This window comes from Curvibacter sp. GW821-FHT01G03, assembly GCF_059422285.1.
The window spans coordinates 427536-442195 of the sequence record NZ_JBWKWP010000001.1; the positions used below are offsets into that span (position 1 = coordinate 427536).

Here is a 14660-nt window from a genome sequence, read left to right on the forward strand (position 1 = left end):
TGTCTCCCGGTGACGAGCCGGGTGAAAAATGCGCCCGCGCCTCTACAATCAGGCGCATCCATGAGCCTCATCACACGTTGCCCAGCCTGCGCCACGACCTTCAAGGTTGTGCCAGACCAATTGAGGATTTCCGATGGCTGGGTGCGCTGTGGGCAGTGCACCGAGGTGTTCGACGCCACGGCCAACCTGGTCCAGGAAGGTGATGCCAGCCCGCTGGCCACGAGCGGGCCTGCGGCATCGCGAAGTCACCGGCCGGAACCCCCGGCGTTTTTGCGTGCACCAGCCCACTCGCCGGTCTCGGCCATGCCCGCGGCAGCACCGGTGGCGGCACCGGCGCCCACCCACCCGCCGGCCTCGGTGGCCGATCACGCGCCTTTGCCGGCCTCAGCCGTGCAGCCGGTCTTGGCGACGCAGCCCCCGCCCGCTCCCCCGCCGCCAGCTCGCCCCAGCCGTGAACCCGTGATGCCAGAGCTGGTGATGCCGGATCTGGTGTTGCCACCCCCACCGCTACCGCCGCCACCACCAGTGCAGCCGGTGCGCGTGCATGCACCCGAGTCCCCCGCATCCGCGCCGGTGGCCGAGCCTGCCGTGCCACGCAGCGCAGACGACTTGCTGGCCGAGCAACTGGCTCGCCTGGATCTGGATCTGGATCTGGCCACCTCCGATGCGCGGCGTCAGGTCGAACCCACGCTGGATGACGATGAGTTCGCTCTCGATCTGCACGATGTCTTCGCGCCTCAGCCCGAAGTCGATGCCCCCCCCGTGCGGGTCGATTTCGCACCGATGGCCGAGCCGGCCGAGCCGCGCGTGCGTCCCCAGGGGGACCGGTTTCCAGTGTTGTCGGTGCCAGAGCTCGACCTGCCAGGGGCCCCGCAGCCGCCCCGTGCCGACCCGCCCGGGGTCACGCTCGCGGCGTTGCGATTTCCGGATGACCCGGCGCCGGCCGATGCGCCCGGCCCCGAGCTCCCCCCGGCGGCACCGAAGACCGATTCCATGCTGAACGCGGCAGGCCTGGTTGACGAGGTGTCGCCCAGTCTGTTGTCCGAGTCGGTGGCGGCCGATGCACCGGGCGATCTCTCCACTCAGTGGGCTGCCGAAGCGCCTGCCCAGGCCATGGCGGCAGCGCCTGCACGGCGGGCTGAGGATGAAGTCGATGCTTTCGGCCCGGATGTGCTCAAGGGCTTGCAGTTTCTGCGCCGTGCGCGCCGCGAGGCCTTCTGGCGACGTCCCTGGGTGCGAGCAGGGCTGGGTTTGGCCGTGTTGCTGCTGTCGGGGCTGCTGCTGCTCCAGTGGGCGCTGCACGAGCGTGCCCGCCTGGCCGCTGCCGAGCCGGCGCTTCGGCCCACTTTGCAGGCCCTGTGCGATGTGACGGGTTGCGAGCTGGCTCCCTTGCGCCGCATCGAGGCCTTCGTCATCGAGTCCTCCGCCTTCAACAAAACCCATGGCGAGGGCTTTCAGCTGGCCCTGGCCATTCGCAACACCGGTGCCTTGCCTCTGGGCATGCCGGCGGCCGAACTCAGCCTGACCGATTCGCAGGACCAGGCCGTGTTGCGGCGCGTGTTCCTGCCGACCGAGCTGGGTGCCCCGCCAATGCTGGGCCCTGGGGCCGAGTGGAATGCCACTCTGCCCGTGCGGGTGGCGGGTGCCGCCACCTTGCGCATCGCGGGCTATCGGGTGCTGGTTTTTTATCCCTGACGACTTTCAAGAAACGAATTCAACAACATGGCAGCAATCATCTGTGGTTCCCTGGCTTTCGACACCATCATGACCTTCGAGGGGCGTTTTGCGGACCAGATCCTGCCGGATCAGTTGCACATCCTCAACGTGTCTTTTCTGGTGCCGGCCCTGCGGCGTGACTTTGGCGGCTGTGCCGGCAACATCGCCTATGCGCTCAAGCTGCTGGGGGGCACGCCCCTGCCCATGGCCACTGTCGGCAATGACGGTGCAGACTACCTGGAGCGCCTGCGCACCCTGGGCATCAGCTGCGAGTATGTGCGTCAGGTTGCGGACACCTACACGGCCCAGGCCATGATCATGACTGACCGTGACAACAACCAGATCACCGCTTTCCACCCCGGGGCCATGATGCAGGCGCACCAGACCCGCATCGAGGCACGCCCTGATGTGCGCCTGGGCATCATCTCGCCCGATGGGCGTGATGCCATGCTTGAGCATGCCGCACAGTTCAAGGCCGCCGGCATTCCCTTCGTGTTCGATCCGGGTCAGGGCTTGCCGATGTTCGACGGCGCCGATCTGGCCCGCTTTGTGGACCAGGCGACCTGGGTCACGGTCAACGACTACGAAGGCAAGATGCTGTGCGACCGTACCGGCTTGACCGCTGCTGAGATTTCGCGCCGCGTCGAGGGCGGACTGGTGATCACCCTGGGCGCTGAAGGCAGCGAAGTCTGGGTGGCGGGGCAGCGCACCCATGTGCCCCCGGTGCAGGCGCAGGCCGTGGTCGACCCGACCGGTTGTGGTGATGCCTGGCGCGGCGCGCTGCTGTTCGGTCTGGAACAAGGCTGGGACCTGGTGCGCTGTGCCGCCCTCGGCAGCCGCGTCGGGGCCCTCAAGATTGCCCAGCGCGGGCCACAGAACTACCAGCTCGACTTTCAGCCCTGAACAGGCTCTCAGGGGCCGGCTGGCACTGGCGGCTTCGCCCATTAAAAAAGCCCGAGGCCGTGAGGCGTCGGGCTGGCACGTTGGAGAACGTGTCGTTCAGGGCTTGTTGCCGGTCGGGAAGGGCCAGGCAGCCTGAGGGTTGAGTGTGGTCTGAGCCGACGGAGCAGCAGGAGCCACAGGGGCAGCGGCAGGCTTGGCGGGCGCTTTCTTCGCAGCAGCCTTCTTGGCAGCAGGCTTTTTGGCGGCCGGAGCCTTCTTGGCCACAGTGGCTGCGGTCTTCTTCGGTGCAGCGGCCTTCTTGGCAGGTGCAGCAGCCTTCTTGGCGGGTGCGGCGGCCTTCTTTGCAGGCGCGGCAGCCTTCTTGGCAGGAGCAGCGGCCTTCTTGGCAGGTGCAGCAGCCTTCTTCGCAGGTGCAGCGGCCTTCTTGGCAGGAGCAGCAGCCTTCTTCGCAGGCGCAGCAGCCTTCTTGGCGGGTGCAGCGGCCTTCTTCGCAGGCGCAGCAGCCTTCTTGGCGGGCGCAGCGGCCTTCTTGGCAGGCGCAGCAGCCTTCTTGGCGGGTGCAGCGGCCTTGGCAGGTGCTGCGGCCTTCTTGGCGGGTGCTGCAGCCTTGGCAGGAGCAGCGGCCTTCTTGGCGGGTGCAGCAGCCTTCTTGGCTGGGGCGGCGGCCTTCTTGGCGGGTGCAGCCGCCTTCTTTGCAGGTGCAGCGGCCTTCTTGGCGGCCGGTTTCTTCGCAGTTGCCATCATTTTCTCCTTGGTCGGATTGCAATGAACACTTGTCGCTCGCATGTCGGCGTCAAGCGATCCAGGTCTCTGGGCCTGTGCCCACAGGTCTGAATGGGGGCGCGCAACGCCACGGCAGGCGCAATGGCCGCTGCGTGGTCGGTGGGCATGAATGGGGTGGCCATGGCGTTGCGGTGATCAGTCCCAGGAAAGCGCGCCACCCGACTGATACTCGATCACGCGGGTTTCGAAGAAGTTGCGCTCTTTCTTCAGGTCGATCATTTCGCTCATCCAGGGGAAGGGGTTCTCTTCGTTGGGGAAGAGTGCCTCGAGCCCGATCTGGGTGGCACGGCGATTGGCGATGTAGCGCAGGTAGCCCTTGAACATCGAGGCGTTCAGACCCAGTACGCCGCGGGGCATGGTGTCTTCGGCGTAGGCGTATTCGAGTTCGACGGCCTTCATGAACAAGGCCTTGATCTCGTTCTTGAAGTCGGCTGTCCAGAGGTGGGGGTTCTCGAGCTTGAGCTGGTTGATCAGATCGATGCCGAAGTTGCAGTGCATCGACTCGTCGCGCAGGATGTACTGATACTGCTCGGCAGCACCGGTCATCTTGTTCTGCCGGCCAAGCGCCAGGATCTGGGTGAAGCCCACGTAGAAGAACAGGCCTTCCATGAGGCAGGCAAACACGATCAGCGACTTCAGCAAGGTCTGGTCGGTCTCGACAGTGCCGGTCTTGAATTCGGGGTTCATGATCGCGTCGATGAACGGGATCAGAAATTCATCCTTGTCGCGGATCGACTTCACCTCGTTGTAGGCGTTGAAGATCTCGCTCTCATCCAGGCCCAGCGACTCCACGATGTACTGGTAGGCATGGGTGTGGATGGCTTCTTCGAAGGCCTGGCGCAGCAGGAACTGACGGCACTCGGGGGCGGTGATGTGGCGGTAGGTGCCCAGCACGATGTTGTTGGCAGCCAGCGAGTCGGCCGTCACGAAGAAGCCGAGGTTGCGCTTGATGATGCGACGCTCATCTTCGGTCAGCCCATTGGGGTCTTTCCAGAGCGCGATGTCGCGGGTCATGTTGACCTCTTGCGGCATCCAGTGATTGGCGCAGGTGGCCAGGTATTTTTCCCAGGCCCATTTGTACTTGAAGGGCACCAGCTGGTTGACGTCGGTCTGGCCGTTGATGATGCGCTTGTCGGCTGCGTTGACTCGGCGTTTGGCGCCGGCCGCGACCTCGGTTGTCGAGGCGGATGGGGTGCCGAATTCAGTGGGAGACGCGGCCTCGGCCGTGCGGCTGTTTTGCAGTTCGCCGGCGAGTGAATTTTGCGATGAGGGCTTGACTTCTTCGTCCCAGGTCAACATAGGTTTTCCAATGTCCGGATTATGAAAGCAGCCATGCAAATTGGAAAGTACCCGATGGGCGTGGCTGCCTTGTTTGTGAGAGGTTTGTTGTTCTGTCGCATCGACGCTGTGGCCCTTGCATGACGCGGCTGTCTCTGGTCGAAACAGGTCCGGGCATGCGTGGCATCCAGTGCATCGACGAAGCCCCTGACTCTCGATGCAGGGGCTTCATCAATGGCCTTACTGGCAGGCTTCGCAGCCCGGGTCGTCGATGGCGCAGAACTTGATGTCCGTGGCCGGAATCGCATCGGCCTGTGCTCGGGCGGCCGCGGCGGCGGCTTCCAGGGCGCTGGGCTTGGGCGCGGCGCTCAGGCCGGGTTCGCTGCCCGAGGACACGGAGTTCATGCGGCCTGCTGCCACCGTCGATTTCTCGGCGTGGGTGGCACCGACGGTGCGCAGGTAGTAGGTGGTCTTGAGGCCACGCAACCAGGCCAGCTTGTAGGTGTCGTCGAGCTTCTTGCCCGAGGCGCCGGCCATGTAGATGTTCAGCGACTGGGCTTGATCGATCCACTTCTGGCGGCGTGCTGCGGCTTCGACCAGCCAGGTGGTCTCCACCTCGAAGGCGGTCGAATACAGCGCCTTGATTTCGTGCGGCACGCGGTCGATGGGGCGCAGCGAGCCATCAAAGTGCTTGAGGTCCATCACCATCACGTCGTCCCACAGGCCCAGGCGCTTGAGGTCGCGCACCAGGTAGCCGTTGATGACGGTGAACTCGCCCGACAGGTTGGACTTGACCGAGAGGTTGCCGAAGCACGGCTCGATCGAGGCATCCACACCAATGATGTTGGAGATGGTGGCCGTGGGGGCAATGGCCACGCAGTTGGAGTTGCGCATGCCGTCAGCCGCGATCTTCTTGCGCAGGGCATCCCAGTCCAGCGTGGCCGAACGATCCACTTCGATGTAACCGCCGCGGGCTTTTTCGAGCATGTCGATGGTGTCGAAGGGCAGGATGCCGCGGTCCCACAGCGACCCCGGGTAGCTCGAATACTTGCCACGCTCCTTGGCCAGTTCGGACGAAGCCCAGTAGGCGTAGTAGCAGATGGCTTCCATCGACCGGTCGGCGAACTCAACAGCGGCCTGCGACGCGTAGGGGATGCGCAATTCGTACAGGCTGTCCTGGAAGCCCATCAGGCCCAGGCCCACCGGGCGGTGGCGCAGGTTCGAATCACGGGCCTTCTTGACCGCGTAGTAGTTGATGTCAATCACGTTGTCGAGCATGCGCATGGCCACCTTGATGGTGCGCTTGAGCTTCTCGTGATCGAGCTTGCCGTCGGTGATGTGCTGCAGCAGGTTGACCGAGCCCAGGTTGCACACCGCCGTTTCGGTGTCGCTGGTGTTGAGCGTGATCTCGGTGCACAGGTTGGACGAGTGCACCACGCCCACGTGCTGCTGCGGCGAGCGCACATTGCAGGCGTCCTTGAAGGTGATCCAGGGGTGGCCAGTCTCGAACAGCATGGTCAGCATCTTGCGCCACAGGTCAGTGGCCTGCAGGGTGCGGCTGGGCTTGATTTCGCCACGGGCGGCCTTCTCTTCGTAGGCCACGTAGGCGCGCTCGAAGTCAGCACCGAACAGGTCGTGCAGATCGGGCACGGTGGAGGGCGAGAACAGGGTCCAGGTGCCCTTTTCCATCACGCGGCGCATGAACAGATCAGGGATCCAGTTGGCCGTGTTCATGTCGTGGGTGCGGCGGCGGTCATCGCCGGTGTTCTTGCGCAGCTCCAGGAACTCTTCGATGTCGAGGTGCCAGGTCTCCAGGTAGGTGCAGACGGCGCCTTTGCGCTTGCCACCCTGGTTCACGGCCACGGCGGTGTCGTTCACCACCTTCAGGAACGGCACCACGCCTTGTGATTCGCCGTTGGTTCCCTTGATGTGCGAGCCCAGGGCGCGCACACGGGTCCAGTCATTGCCCAGGCCGCCGGCAAACTTGGACAGCAGGGCGTTTTCCTTGATGGATTCGTAGATGCCGTCCAGGTCGTCAGGCACCGTGGTCAGGTAGCAGCTGGAAAGCTGCGAACGCAGCGTGCCGCTGTTGAACAGCGTCGGGGTGCTGGACATGAAGTCGAAGGACGACAGCACTTCGTAGAACTCGATGGCGCGGGCCTCGCGGTCGGTCTCGTTCAATGCCAGGCCCATGGCCACGCGCATGAAAAAGGCCTGCGGCAGTTCGATGCGGGTCTTGCGCACGTGCAGGAAGTAACGGTCGTACAGGGTCTGCAGGCCCAGGTAGTCGAACTGCAGATCACGTTCGGCCTTGAGGGCTGCGGCCAGGCGGGTCAGGTCGTAGCTCAGCAGCTTTTCGTCGAGCAGTTCGTTGGCCACGCCCTTCTGAATGAACTGAGGAAAGTACTCGGCGTAGCTGCTGGCCATTTCGGCCGGGCTGACTTCGCGACCCAGCACTTCCTTGGCGATCGTGTGCAGCAGCAGGCGAGCGGTGGCGTAGGTGTAGTCCGGGTCCTTTTCGATCAGGGTCCGGGCAGCCAGGATCGACGCCTTGTAGACCTCTTCCATGGGCACACCGTCGTACAGGTTGCGCATGGTCTCGGCAAAGATCGGTTCGGGCTTGACGTCGGCGCTCAGGCCTTGGCAGGCCGAGACGATCAGCGAACGCAGGTAGGCCTCGTCGAGGGCCAGGCGTTGGCCGTTCTCGGTCACGTGCAGGGTCGGCACTGGGGGCTTGGCTTGCTCGACCTGGTGAGCACGTTCCTGGGCGCGGCGTTCACGGTACAGCACGTAGGCTCGGGCCACTTCATGGTGGCTGCCACGCATCAGACCCAGTTCAACCTGGTCTTGCACGTCTTCGATCGGGAAGGTGCCGCCACCTGGGCGCGAGCGCATCAGCGCCTTGACCACGCCTTGGGTCAGGGCATCGACCACATCGCGCACGCTGGCCGAAGCCGCGCCTTGTGTGCCATGCACAGCCAGGAAGGCCTTCATCATGGCCACGGCAATCTTCTGCGGCTCAAAGGGCACCACCGCACCGTTGCGGCGGATGATCTGGTAGTGCGCAAGCACGCTGGGCACGCCGGATTCGGCGGCTTCGGGAGGCGAGGTGGTGCTGGTCGAGGCCGAGGCCGGGGCGTTCGTGGCAACTTGCATGGATTCCTCTTCTTGAACTGTTTTCAGGGGAGAAGGCACGGCTCGGGTGGGAGCGTGCGAGTGATGGGGGTGGTTCGATCGAACCGATCGTTACACACTATATCTGGGGCCTTGAGTGAATTCAAGACACTACCTGTAGTGTACCAAGCCCAAAGATGGGCGCAGGCAAAGGGTCTTTATTTCACTTTGTGATTGCTGTATGAGGGGCGGCTTCAAAAGCCGCGCCAGGACTGCGCTTCAAGTCAGCGAGCCGCTTGTTCCATGGCTTTGCCGGGCATTTCAGGCTGCCGGACCGCATGGTTTCTGCGCATCGCCGCGGCGTCCGAGCAGCACCTGAAGCCGCAAAAAAATCAGGACCGCGGCAAATGCGCCACGGCCATAGGGAAAAATCCTGAGGGCCAGTCGAGCTGGCCGATCAGCCCAGGCCAGTCAAAACCCGCCCCGGGATCGTGTTTGCGACCCGGTGCAATGTGTTCGTGACCCGCCACGTGAGCGATGGGGTAGTGGCAGCGCAAAGCCTGACACAGCCCGATCAGGGTCGCGTATTGTGCCACCGTGAAAGTGCTTCCTTCGAGACCTTCGAGTTCAATGCCTATCGAGTCGTCATTGCAGTTGTCCCGGCCCCGGTAATGCGAGCGGCCGGCGTGCCAAGCCCGCTCATTGCAATCGACAAATTGCCACAGCTCGCCATCGCGTCGGATGTAGAAGTGCGAGGACACCTCCAGTCCACGGATCTGATCAAAGTAGGGGTGGGCGTCCCAATCCAGTTGGTTGGTGAACAGCTGCTGCACCTCGTCGCCACCATACTGGCCCGGTGGCAGACTGATCGAGTGCAGCACGATCAGGTCGATGCAGGCGCGCTTGGGGCGCGGGCCGAAGTTGGGTGAGGCCAGGGCCCGGGCAGGGGTGTACCAGCCCCCTCGCCACAAGGGGGGCGCCGGGTCAGCCGGCTTCATGGCTTTCGCTGTCCTGGGGAATGGGAATGTTCAGGCGTTCGATCCGATAGCGGATCTGGCGCAGGCTCAGACCCAGGCGGGCTGCGGTGGCGGTCCGGTTGAACTGGTTGTCTTCGAGGGCTCGCATCAGGATGGCGCGCTCCTGTTCGTCCAGATAGGCCTGCAGATCGAAGGGCAGTGGATCAGGCGGTGCAGGGGGGGCGCCGCCTGCCGCGGAGGCGGGTTGCGGCGTGCTGGCGTCCCCGTGCGGCAGGGTCGGCTGGGCGGTCGACACCTGGCTGGCCGTGGGGAGGGCTGCAGGGGCTTCGGCCTTGCAGGGGAGGGCGTCTCCCTGGAGCCACAGCGCCTGATCCATGGCCAGTTCATCGCCTTCGCTCAAGGCCACCGCGCGGTGCAGGAGGTTCTCCAGTTCGCGCACATTGCCCGCCAAGGGCAGGGCATACAGCGGGGCCATGGCCTGTTCGGTCAGGCGTGGTGCGGCCAACCCCGACTCGCGCGCGATGCGGTCAAGCAAGGCCTGACAGAGCAGGGGCAGGTCTTCGCGCCGCTCGCGCAGCGGCGGCACCACCACTTCGATCACATTGAGGCGGTAGTACAGGTCCTGCCGGAAACGCCCGGCCAGCACCTCGGCGGCCAGGTCCTTGTGGGTCGCGCTGACGATGCGCACGTCCACCGGGATCTCCTGGGTCGAGCCCAGGGGGCGGATGCTGCGTTCCTGGATCGCCCGCAGCAGTTTGGATTGCATGGCCAGGGGCAGGTCGCCGATCTCGTCAAGAAACAGCGTCCCGCCGCTGGCGGCCTGGAAGTAGCCCTCGCGGTCCTGTTGGGCCCCGGTGTAGGAGCCCTTGCGGGCCCCGAAGAACTCGGCTTCGAGCAGGCTTTCAGGAATGGCGCCGCAATTCACCGCCACCAGTGGCCCGTGGCCGCGCTGGCTGCAGGCGTGCAGCGCACGCGCCACCAGCTCTTTGCCGGTACCGGACTCGCCGCGCACCAGCACCGGGGCCATGCCGCGCGCCACCTTGCCGACGCGCTGCTTGACCGACTGCAGGGCTTCGGACTGGCCGACCAGCCGCTCCAGCGCCTGCAAGCCGCCGGGTGGAGTGCCCAGGCCGGGCTCGACGGGGTGGGCCATTTCGCGGGCAGCAATCACCAGCGTCTCCCGGCTGCCTTGTACCGCAGAGGCCACCACGGTGCGGAACTGCTTGAGGTCGACCGGCTTGGTCAGGTAGTCGAAGGCGCCGGCCTTGAGGGCCTCGACCGCATTCTCGGCCGAGCCATAGGCGGTCATGACCACGCAGCGCTCAGGGCGCTGGCGGGTCCGCAATTGCTTGAGCAGATCGAGCCCCAGCCCGTCAGGCAGGCGCATGTCGGTGATCACGGCGTCGAAACTGCGCTCGTCCAGGCAGGCCCTGGCTTCAGCCAGGCTGCCCGCGGCCTCCACGCGGTAACCCTCGCGCAGCAGCGTGAGTTCATACAGCGTGCGCAGATCGGGCTCGTCATCCACAACCAGGATGTGGGCCGGCGCCGGCAGCGATGGGGAAGGGAGACTGGACATGGTCAGCTGGGCATTGTGTCAAACGCAAGCTGGGGCTGTCCATCACTGGCCAGGGCAGCCGTGAAATCAAGCACGAAGGCATTGCCGTCCAAGGTGCCGCGGGCCGTGGCCGCCGGGGTGCGGCGGTAGGCGATGTGGGCGCCATGGCGCTCGCACAGTTGGCGGCAGATGTACAGACCCAGTCCGGAAGACCGGCTCTCGGACGAGAAAAAGGGTTCAAACAGGTGGCGCTCCACACTGGGCTCCATGGGGGCACCATCGCTCCACACCATCAGGCCGGGGGCCTGACCCGCCCGAGACCGGGTCGACACCTGCAGCGAGTCGGGATGGGTGCCCTGGTAGCGCAGGGCGTTGTCCAGCAGGTTGTCCAGCACCCGGCGCAGGTGCTCGGGGTCGAAGTGGACCGACGTCAGGCCCGCCTGAAGATCCAGCTGCACGCGTCGCCTGGCTGGATCGCGCTGGCACCATTCCCGGCAGCAGGCCGCCACGCTGGCATCCAGCGCCATGGCGCTGGCCGGGTCAGCGCCCGGCTGATGTTCCACCCGGGCGATGTCGAGCACCTCTTCGACGATGCGGGCCAGGCGTTGCGCATTGTGTTGAACCATCTGCACCAGCCTTCGCTGGCCCGGGTCCTGCACGTCTTCTTCCAGCAGGGCGTTGGCCTGGGTGATGGCCGCCAGCGGGTTGCGGATCTCATGCGCCATGGCGGCCGACACCCGACCCATGGCCGCCAGCTTCTCGGTGCGCAGCCGGGCCTCCAGCTCGCGCAGATCGTGCACGAACATGACGCACAGCTTGCCGGCCCCTTGCTGACCACTGCGGGTCAGCTGCGTGCGCACATGCACTTGGGCCAGGCTTTGGGCGTCCAGGCGCAGTTCGGTGTCCTGCACTTGTGGCAAGGCCTGGCCAAAGGTGGCACGGGCCAGGTCCAGCAGGGGTTGCCACTGCGGGTGGGTGCCCAGCCAGAAGCCCGGCGCGGCTTGGGCCGCCGCCGGCCCCAGCAAGGCACGAGCCGCCGGGTTCAGGGCGCATACCACCTCGCGGGCGTCGATCACCAGCACCCCATCGCGCAGGTGCTCGATCACCAGGGTGTTGACCTGGGCCTGCACCTGGGCCGCCAGCCGGCTGCTGTTTGAAATACGCTCTTCGCGGGCCAAGCGCTGGGCCAGTTGATGCACCAGCAGGCCCACCACGAAGTAGCCACCACCCGTGATGCCGGCCTGCATGAGCGGGGCCGCCGCATCGTTGCCGGTCAGCAGGTGCTGGCTCCAGGTCTGTACCAGCAGCAGCAGCGTGCCGGCCGCCGCACTCGACAGCGTCAGCAGGCGCGAGCCCAGCGTGGCGGCCATCAGCACCGGCATCACGATCAGGGGCGTGTAATTCATGCTGCCGCTCTGCAACCATTGCAAGCCCGAAAATACCAGCAGATCCAGCCCGAGGGTGGGCAACCAGTGGGGCCCCATCTCCGGATTGGGCGGCTGCGGTGTCGCTCGCCAGCGGGCCAGCAGTGTCAGACCGAAATACACCCCGCCCAAGCCCATCACCCAGATGTTGATCGGCGGGGTCAGGAGGTTGCTCAGGCCCTGCAGCATCAGCAAGGCCAGGGCCAGCATCAGCCGGGCGGTCAGAAACCCGTGCCACAGCCGGGACGGCGTGCCCGGCGGCGACAGCCATTCGGATGATTCGGGGTCGAGTGCGCTGAACCAGGACGCCGGTGCGTCGTCAGCGCTCATGCCTGGCGGCCGCTCTGGCGGTGGGCCGCGCTGCAGTAGAACGGCGCACTGCCGCCCGGGCCGTCGGCCAGGGCTTCACTGCGGGGCAGGTGCAGGCCGCAGTGGGCGCAGGCCACCATGTCTTGCGGCTCAGCGCCGGTGCGTGGGGCAGGTCGCGCCGCAGGGGGCGCCGGTCTGGCGTCCCGGGTTTCTGCCATGCGCCCCTGGCGCCACAGCCAGTAGACGCCCAGCGCAATGCCAATGATCAACAGGTATTTGCTCATGCGCCCCCCCGGCTCAGCAGCACTTCCATCACGAAGCGCGAGCCCACATAGGCCAGCAGCAGCAGGCCCGAGCCGATGTACAGGATGCGCAGGGCCCGGCGCCCCCGCCAGCCGAAGCGCGAGCGGCCCAGCAGCAGCACGGCAAAGGTCAGCCAGGACAGCACCGAGAACACGGTCTTGTGATTCCAGCGCCAGGCCTGGCCGTAAAGCACCTCGCCAAACAACCAACCGGCCAGCAGGGTGGCGGTCAGCAGCACAAAGCCGGCGGCCACGAAGCGGAAGGTGAGGCGCTCCAGTGTCAGCAGCGGCACCCCGCTGTGCGGGTCGGCAGCCTGCCGGATGCGGTGTTCAGCCCGGGTCATGAGCCAGGCATGCACCACGGCCGCCGAGAACATGCCGTACGAGGCAATGCCCAGTGCCCAGTGCAGCGGCAGCCAGGGCGAGGCGCTGACGTGCAATGCCTGCCCCGGAAACACCAGCGACAGCAGCACGGTGAAGGCGCCCAGGCCGGCCAGGGCCCAGCGGGCCTGGAGTTGTGGAAACAGCCGGCTCTCGATGGCGTACACCGTCAGCACCAGCCAGGCCGTGACGGACAGGGCCGGGGCAAAACCGAATCGGGGTGGCTCGCCAGCCAGCCCCAGCATCAACACGCCGGCGTGCAGCAACCAGGCCAGCAGCAGGGAAAAGCGCACGCCGCGCGGCGCGATGCGCGAGGCGGCGGCCGCAGGAACGGCGTAGGCGGCGGCGGCTGCCAGGCCCAGCAGCACCAGACCGGTGGACTCACTGGATAAAATCATGGATCACAGTTTAGCGTCTTGCACATGGGTGCCCGGCGCGCTGCCCGCCGTCTTTGCCTGGCGCAAGCCCTGCAGGCCCAGCCCGCTCAACCCTCTCGGAACATCAAACATGGCCTCCGCCCTTACCGACAAACTTTCGCGCCTCGTCAAGCAGATGAGCGGCCAGGCGCGCATCACCGAGTCCAACGTGGCCGACATGCTGCGCGAGGTTCGCATGGCGTTGCTTGAGGCCGACGTGGCCCTGCCGGTGGTGCGCGACTTCATTGCCCGTGTCAAGGACAAGGCCCTGGGCCAGGACGTGCTGGGCTCGCTCAAGCCCGGGCAGGCCCTGGTGGGCATCGTCAACCGCGAGCTGGCCGCGACCATGGGTGAAGGCATCGCCGACATCAACCTGGCCACCCAGCCGCCGGCGGTCATCCTCATGGCGGGTCTGCAGGGGGCCGGCAAGACCACCACCACCGCCAAGCTGGCCAAGCACCTGATCGAAAAGCGCAAGAAGAAGGTGCTGACCGTGTCGGGCGACGTCTACCGCCCTGCCGCCATCGAGCAGCTCAAGACCGTCACGGCCCAGGCCGGTGCCGAGTGGTTTCCCAGCACCCCGGATCAAAAGCCCCTGGACATTGCCCACGCGGCCCTCGATTACGCCAAGAAACATTACTTTGACGTGTTGCTGGTTGACACGGCCGGCCGCCTCGCCATAGACGAAGTGCTGATGCAGGAGATCCAGCAGCTGCACGCGGCCCTCAAGCCGGTCGAAACCCTGTTCGTGGTCGACGCCATGCAGGGTCAGGATGCGGTCAACACGGCCAAGGCCTTCAAGGAGGCCCTGCCGCTCACCGGCATCGTGCTCACCAAGCTCGACGGTGACTCGCGTGGTGGTGCGGCCCTGTCGGTGCGCCAGGTCACCGGCGCCCCGATCAAGTTTGCCGGGGTGTCCGAAAAGATCGATGGTCTGGAGGTGTTCGATGCCGAGCGCCATGCCGGTCGCATCCTGGGCATGGGCGACATCGTGGCCCTGGTCGAGCAGGTCACGGCCGGGGTCGACCTGGAGGCTGCCCAGAAGCTGGCGGCCAAGGTCAAGAGTGGCGACGGCTTTGACCTGAACGACTTCCTGTCCCAGATCCAGCAGATGAAGCAGATGGGGGGCTTGTCCAGCCTCATGGACAAACTGCCGGCGCAGCTCACCGCCAAGGCTGGCCAGATGGACATGGACAAGGCCGAGCGCGACATCCGCCGCAAGGAAGGCATCATCTGCAGCATGACTGCCCTGGAGCGCCGCAAGCCCGAGTTGATCAAGGCCACGCGCAAGCGCCGCATTGCCAACGGGGCGGGTGTTCAGGTGCAGGAAGTGAACCGCCTGCTCAACGAGTTTGAGCAGATGCAGACGATGATGAAGAAGATGAAGGGCGGCGGCCTCATGAAGATGATGAAGCGCATGGGCGGGATGAAGGGCATGAAAGGCATGCCGGGCATGCCTTTCTGAAGCCCGGGGCGCCCCTCCGCAGGGGCGCCTTGCCCAG

At 65.6% G+C, this 14660-nt stretch carries 11 protein-coding genes; 3 read left to right on the forward strand and 8 right to left on the reverse strand.

Annotated elements, in window-relative coordinates:
* The first annotated feature begins 60 nt into the window (after positions 1-60).
* A complete protein-coding gene (locus AC07VS_RS01985; protein WP_494750076.1) occupies positions 61-1695 on the forward strand; it encodes a zinc-ribbon and DUF3426 domain-containing protein in 1635 nt (544 codons plus the stop codon).
* A gap of 27 nt (positions 1696-1722) precedes the next feature.
* On the forward strand, positions 1723-2619 hold the full coding sequence (locus tag AC07VS_RS01990; RefSeq protein ID WP_492347095.1) for a carbohydrate kinase family protein: 897 nt from the start codon (positions 1723-1725) through the stop codon (positions 2617-2619).
* A 96-nt stretch (positions 2620-2715) separates the two neighbouring features.
* Here the strand turns inward: AC07VS_RS01990 and AC07VS_RS01995 are convergent, their stop codons facing one another.
* The 8 genes from AC07VS_RS01995 to AC07VS_RS02030 all read right to left on the reverse strand — a co-directional run bounded on the left by AC07VS_RS01995 (position 2716) and on the right by AC07VS_RS02030 (position 13140).
* Positions 2716-3360, reverse strand: coding sequence for a histone (locus tag AC07VS_RS01995; RefSeq protein ID WP_492347094.1), 645 nt, complete (start codon positions 3358-3360; stop codon positions 2716-2718).
* A gap of 177 nt (positions 3361-3537) precedes the next feature.
* Positions 3538-4701 carry a ribonucleotide-diphosphate reductase subunit beta gene (locus AC07VS_RS02000; protein ID WP_492347093.1) on the reverse strand — a complete coding sequence of 388 codons (1164 nt, stop codon included), beginning with the start codon at positions 4699-4701 and terminating at the stop codon, positions 3538-3540.
* Between the two features lie 219 nt (positions 4702-4920).
* The gene (locus AC07VS_RS02005; protein ID WP_494750077.1) at positions 4921-7836 is read right to left on the reverse strand and encodes a ribonucleoside-diphosphate reductase subunit alpha; all 2916 of its coding nucleotides are present in this window, start codon (positions 7834-7836) and stop codon (positions 4921-4923) included.
* Positions 7837-8186: 350 nt separating this feature from the next.
* A complete protein-coding gene (gene ampD / locus AC07VS_RS02010; RefSeq protein ID WP_494750078.1) occupies positions 8187-8792 on the reverse strand; it encodes a 1,6-anhydro-N-acetylmuramyl-L-alanine amidase AmpD in 606 nt (201 codons plus the stop codon).
* A complete protein-coding gene (locus tag AC07VS_RS02015; RefSeq protein WP_494656698.1) occupies positions 8779-10347 on the reverse strand; it encodes a sigma-54-dependent transcriptional regulator in 1569 nt (522 codons plus the stop codon). The genes ampD and AC07VS_RS02015 overlap by 14 nt, the downstream gene beginning before the upstream one ends.
* Before the next feature lie 2 nt (positions 10348-10349).
* On the reverse strand, positions 10350-12080 hold the full coding sequence (locus tag AC07VS_RS02020; protein WP_494656699.1) for a sensor histidine kinase: 1731 nt from the start codon (positions 12078-12080) through the stop codon (positions 10350-10352).
* Positions 12077-12343: a PP0621 family protein gene (locus tag AC07VS_RS02025; RefSeq protein ID WP_492347088.1), complete on the reverse strand. Its 267-nt coding sequence runs from the start codon at positions 12341-12343 to the stop codon at positions 12077-12079. Before AC07VS_RS02025 ends, AC07VS_RS02020 begins: the two co-directional genes overlap by 4 nt.
* Positions 12340-13140 (reverse strand): cytochrome C assembly family protein, encoded by an 801-nt coding sequence (locus tag AC07VS_RS02030; protein WP_492347087.1) that lies wholly within the window; start codon positions 13138-13140, stop codon positions 12340-12342. Before AC07VS_RS02030 ends, AC07VS_RS02025 begins: the two co-directional genes overlap by 4 nt.
* Positions 13141-13249: 109 nt before the next feature.
* Here AC07VS_RS02030 and ffh point away from each other — a divergent pair, with 109 nt between their 5' ends.
* A complete protein-coding gene (ffh, locus tag AC07VS_RS02035) occupies positions 13250-14623 on the forward strand; it encodes a signal recognition particle protein (protein WP_492347086.1) in 1374 nt (457 codons plus the stop codon).
* Positions 14624-14660 lie beyond the last annotated feature (37 nt).

Excerpts from the sequence above, each read along its gene's own strand:
- AC07VS_RS02020 (WP_494656699.1), bottom strand. The coding sequence starts at position 12,080 with ATGAGCGCTGACGACGCACCGGCGTCCTGGTTCAGCGCACTCGACCCC.
- AC07VS_RS02030 (WP_492347087.1), bottom strand. The coding sequence starts at position 13,140 with ATGATTTTATCCAGTGAGTCCACCGGTCTGGTGCTGCTGGGCCTGGCA.
- ampD (WP_494750078.1), bottom strand. The coding sequence starts at position 8,792 with ATGAAGCCGGCTGACCCGGCGCCCCCCTTGTGGCGAGGGGGCTGGTAC.
- AC07VS_RS02025 (WP_492347088.1), bottom strand. The coding sequence starts at position 12,343 with ATGAGCAAATACCTGTTGATCATTGGCATTGCGCTGGGCGTCTACTGG.
- ffh (WP_492347086.1), top strand. The coding sequence starts at position 13,250 with ATGGCCTCCGCCCTTACCGACAAACTTTCGCGCCTCGTCAAGCAGATG.
- AC07VS_RS01990 (WP_492347095.1), top strand. The coding sequence starts at position 1,723 with ATGGCAGCAATCATCTGTGGTTCCCTGGCTTTCGACACCATCATGACC.
- AC07VS_RS02005 (WP_494750077.1), bottom strand. The coding sequence starts at position 7,836 with ATGCAAGTTGCCACGAACGCCCCGGCCTCGGCCTCGACCAGCACCACC.
- AC07VS_RS02000 (WP_492347093.1), bottom strand. The coding sequence starts at position 4,701 with ATGTTGACCTGGGACGAAGAAGTCAAGCCCTCATCGCAAAATTCACTC.
- AC07VS_RS01985 (WP_494750076.1), top strand. The coding sequence starts at position 61 with ATGAGCCTCATCACACGTTGCCCAGCCTGCGCCACGACCTTCAAGGTT.
- AC07VS_RS01995 (WP_492347094.1), bottom strand. The coding sequence starts at position 3,360 with ATGGCAACTGCGAAGAAACCGGCCGCCAAGAAGGCCGCTGCACCTGCA.
- AC07VS_RS02015 (WP_494656698.1), bottom strand. The coding sequence starts at position 10,347 with ATGTCCAGTCTCCCTTCCCCATCGCTGCCGGCGCCGGCCCACATCCTG.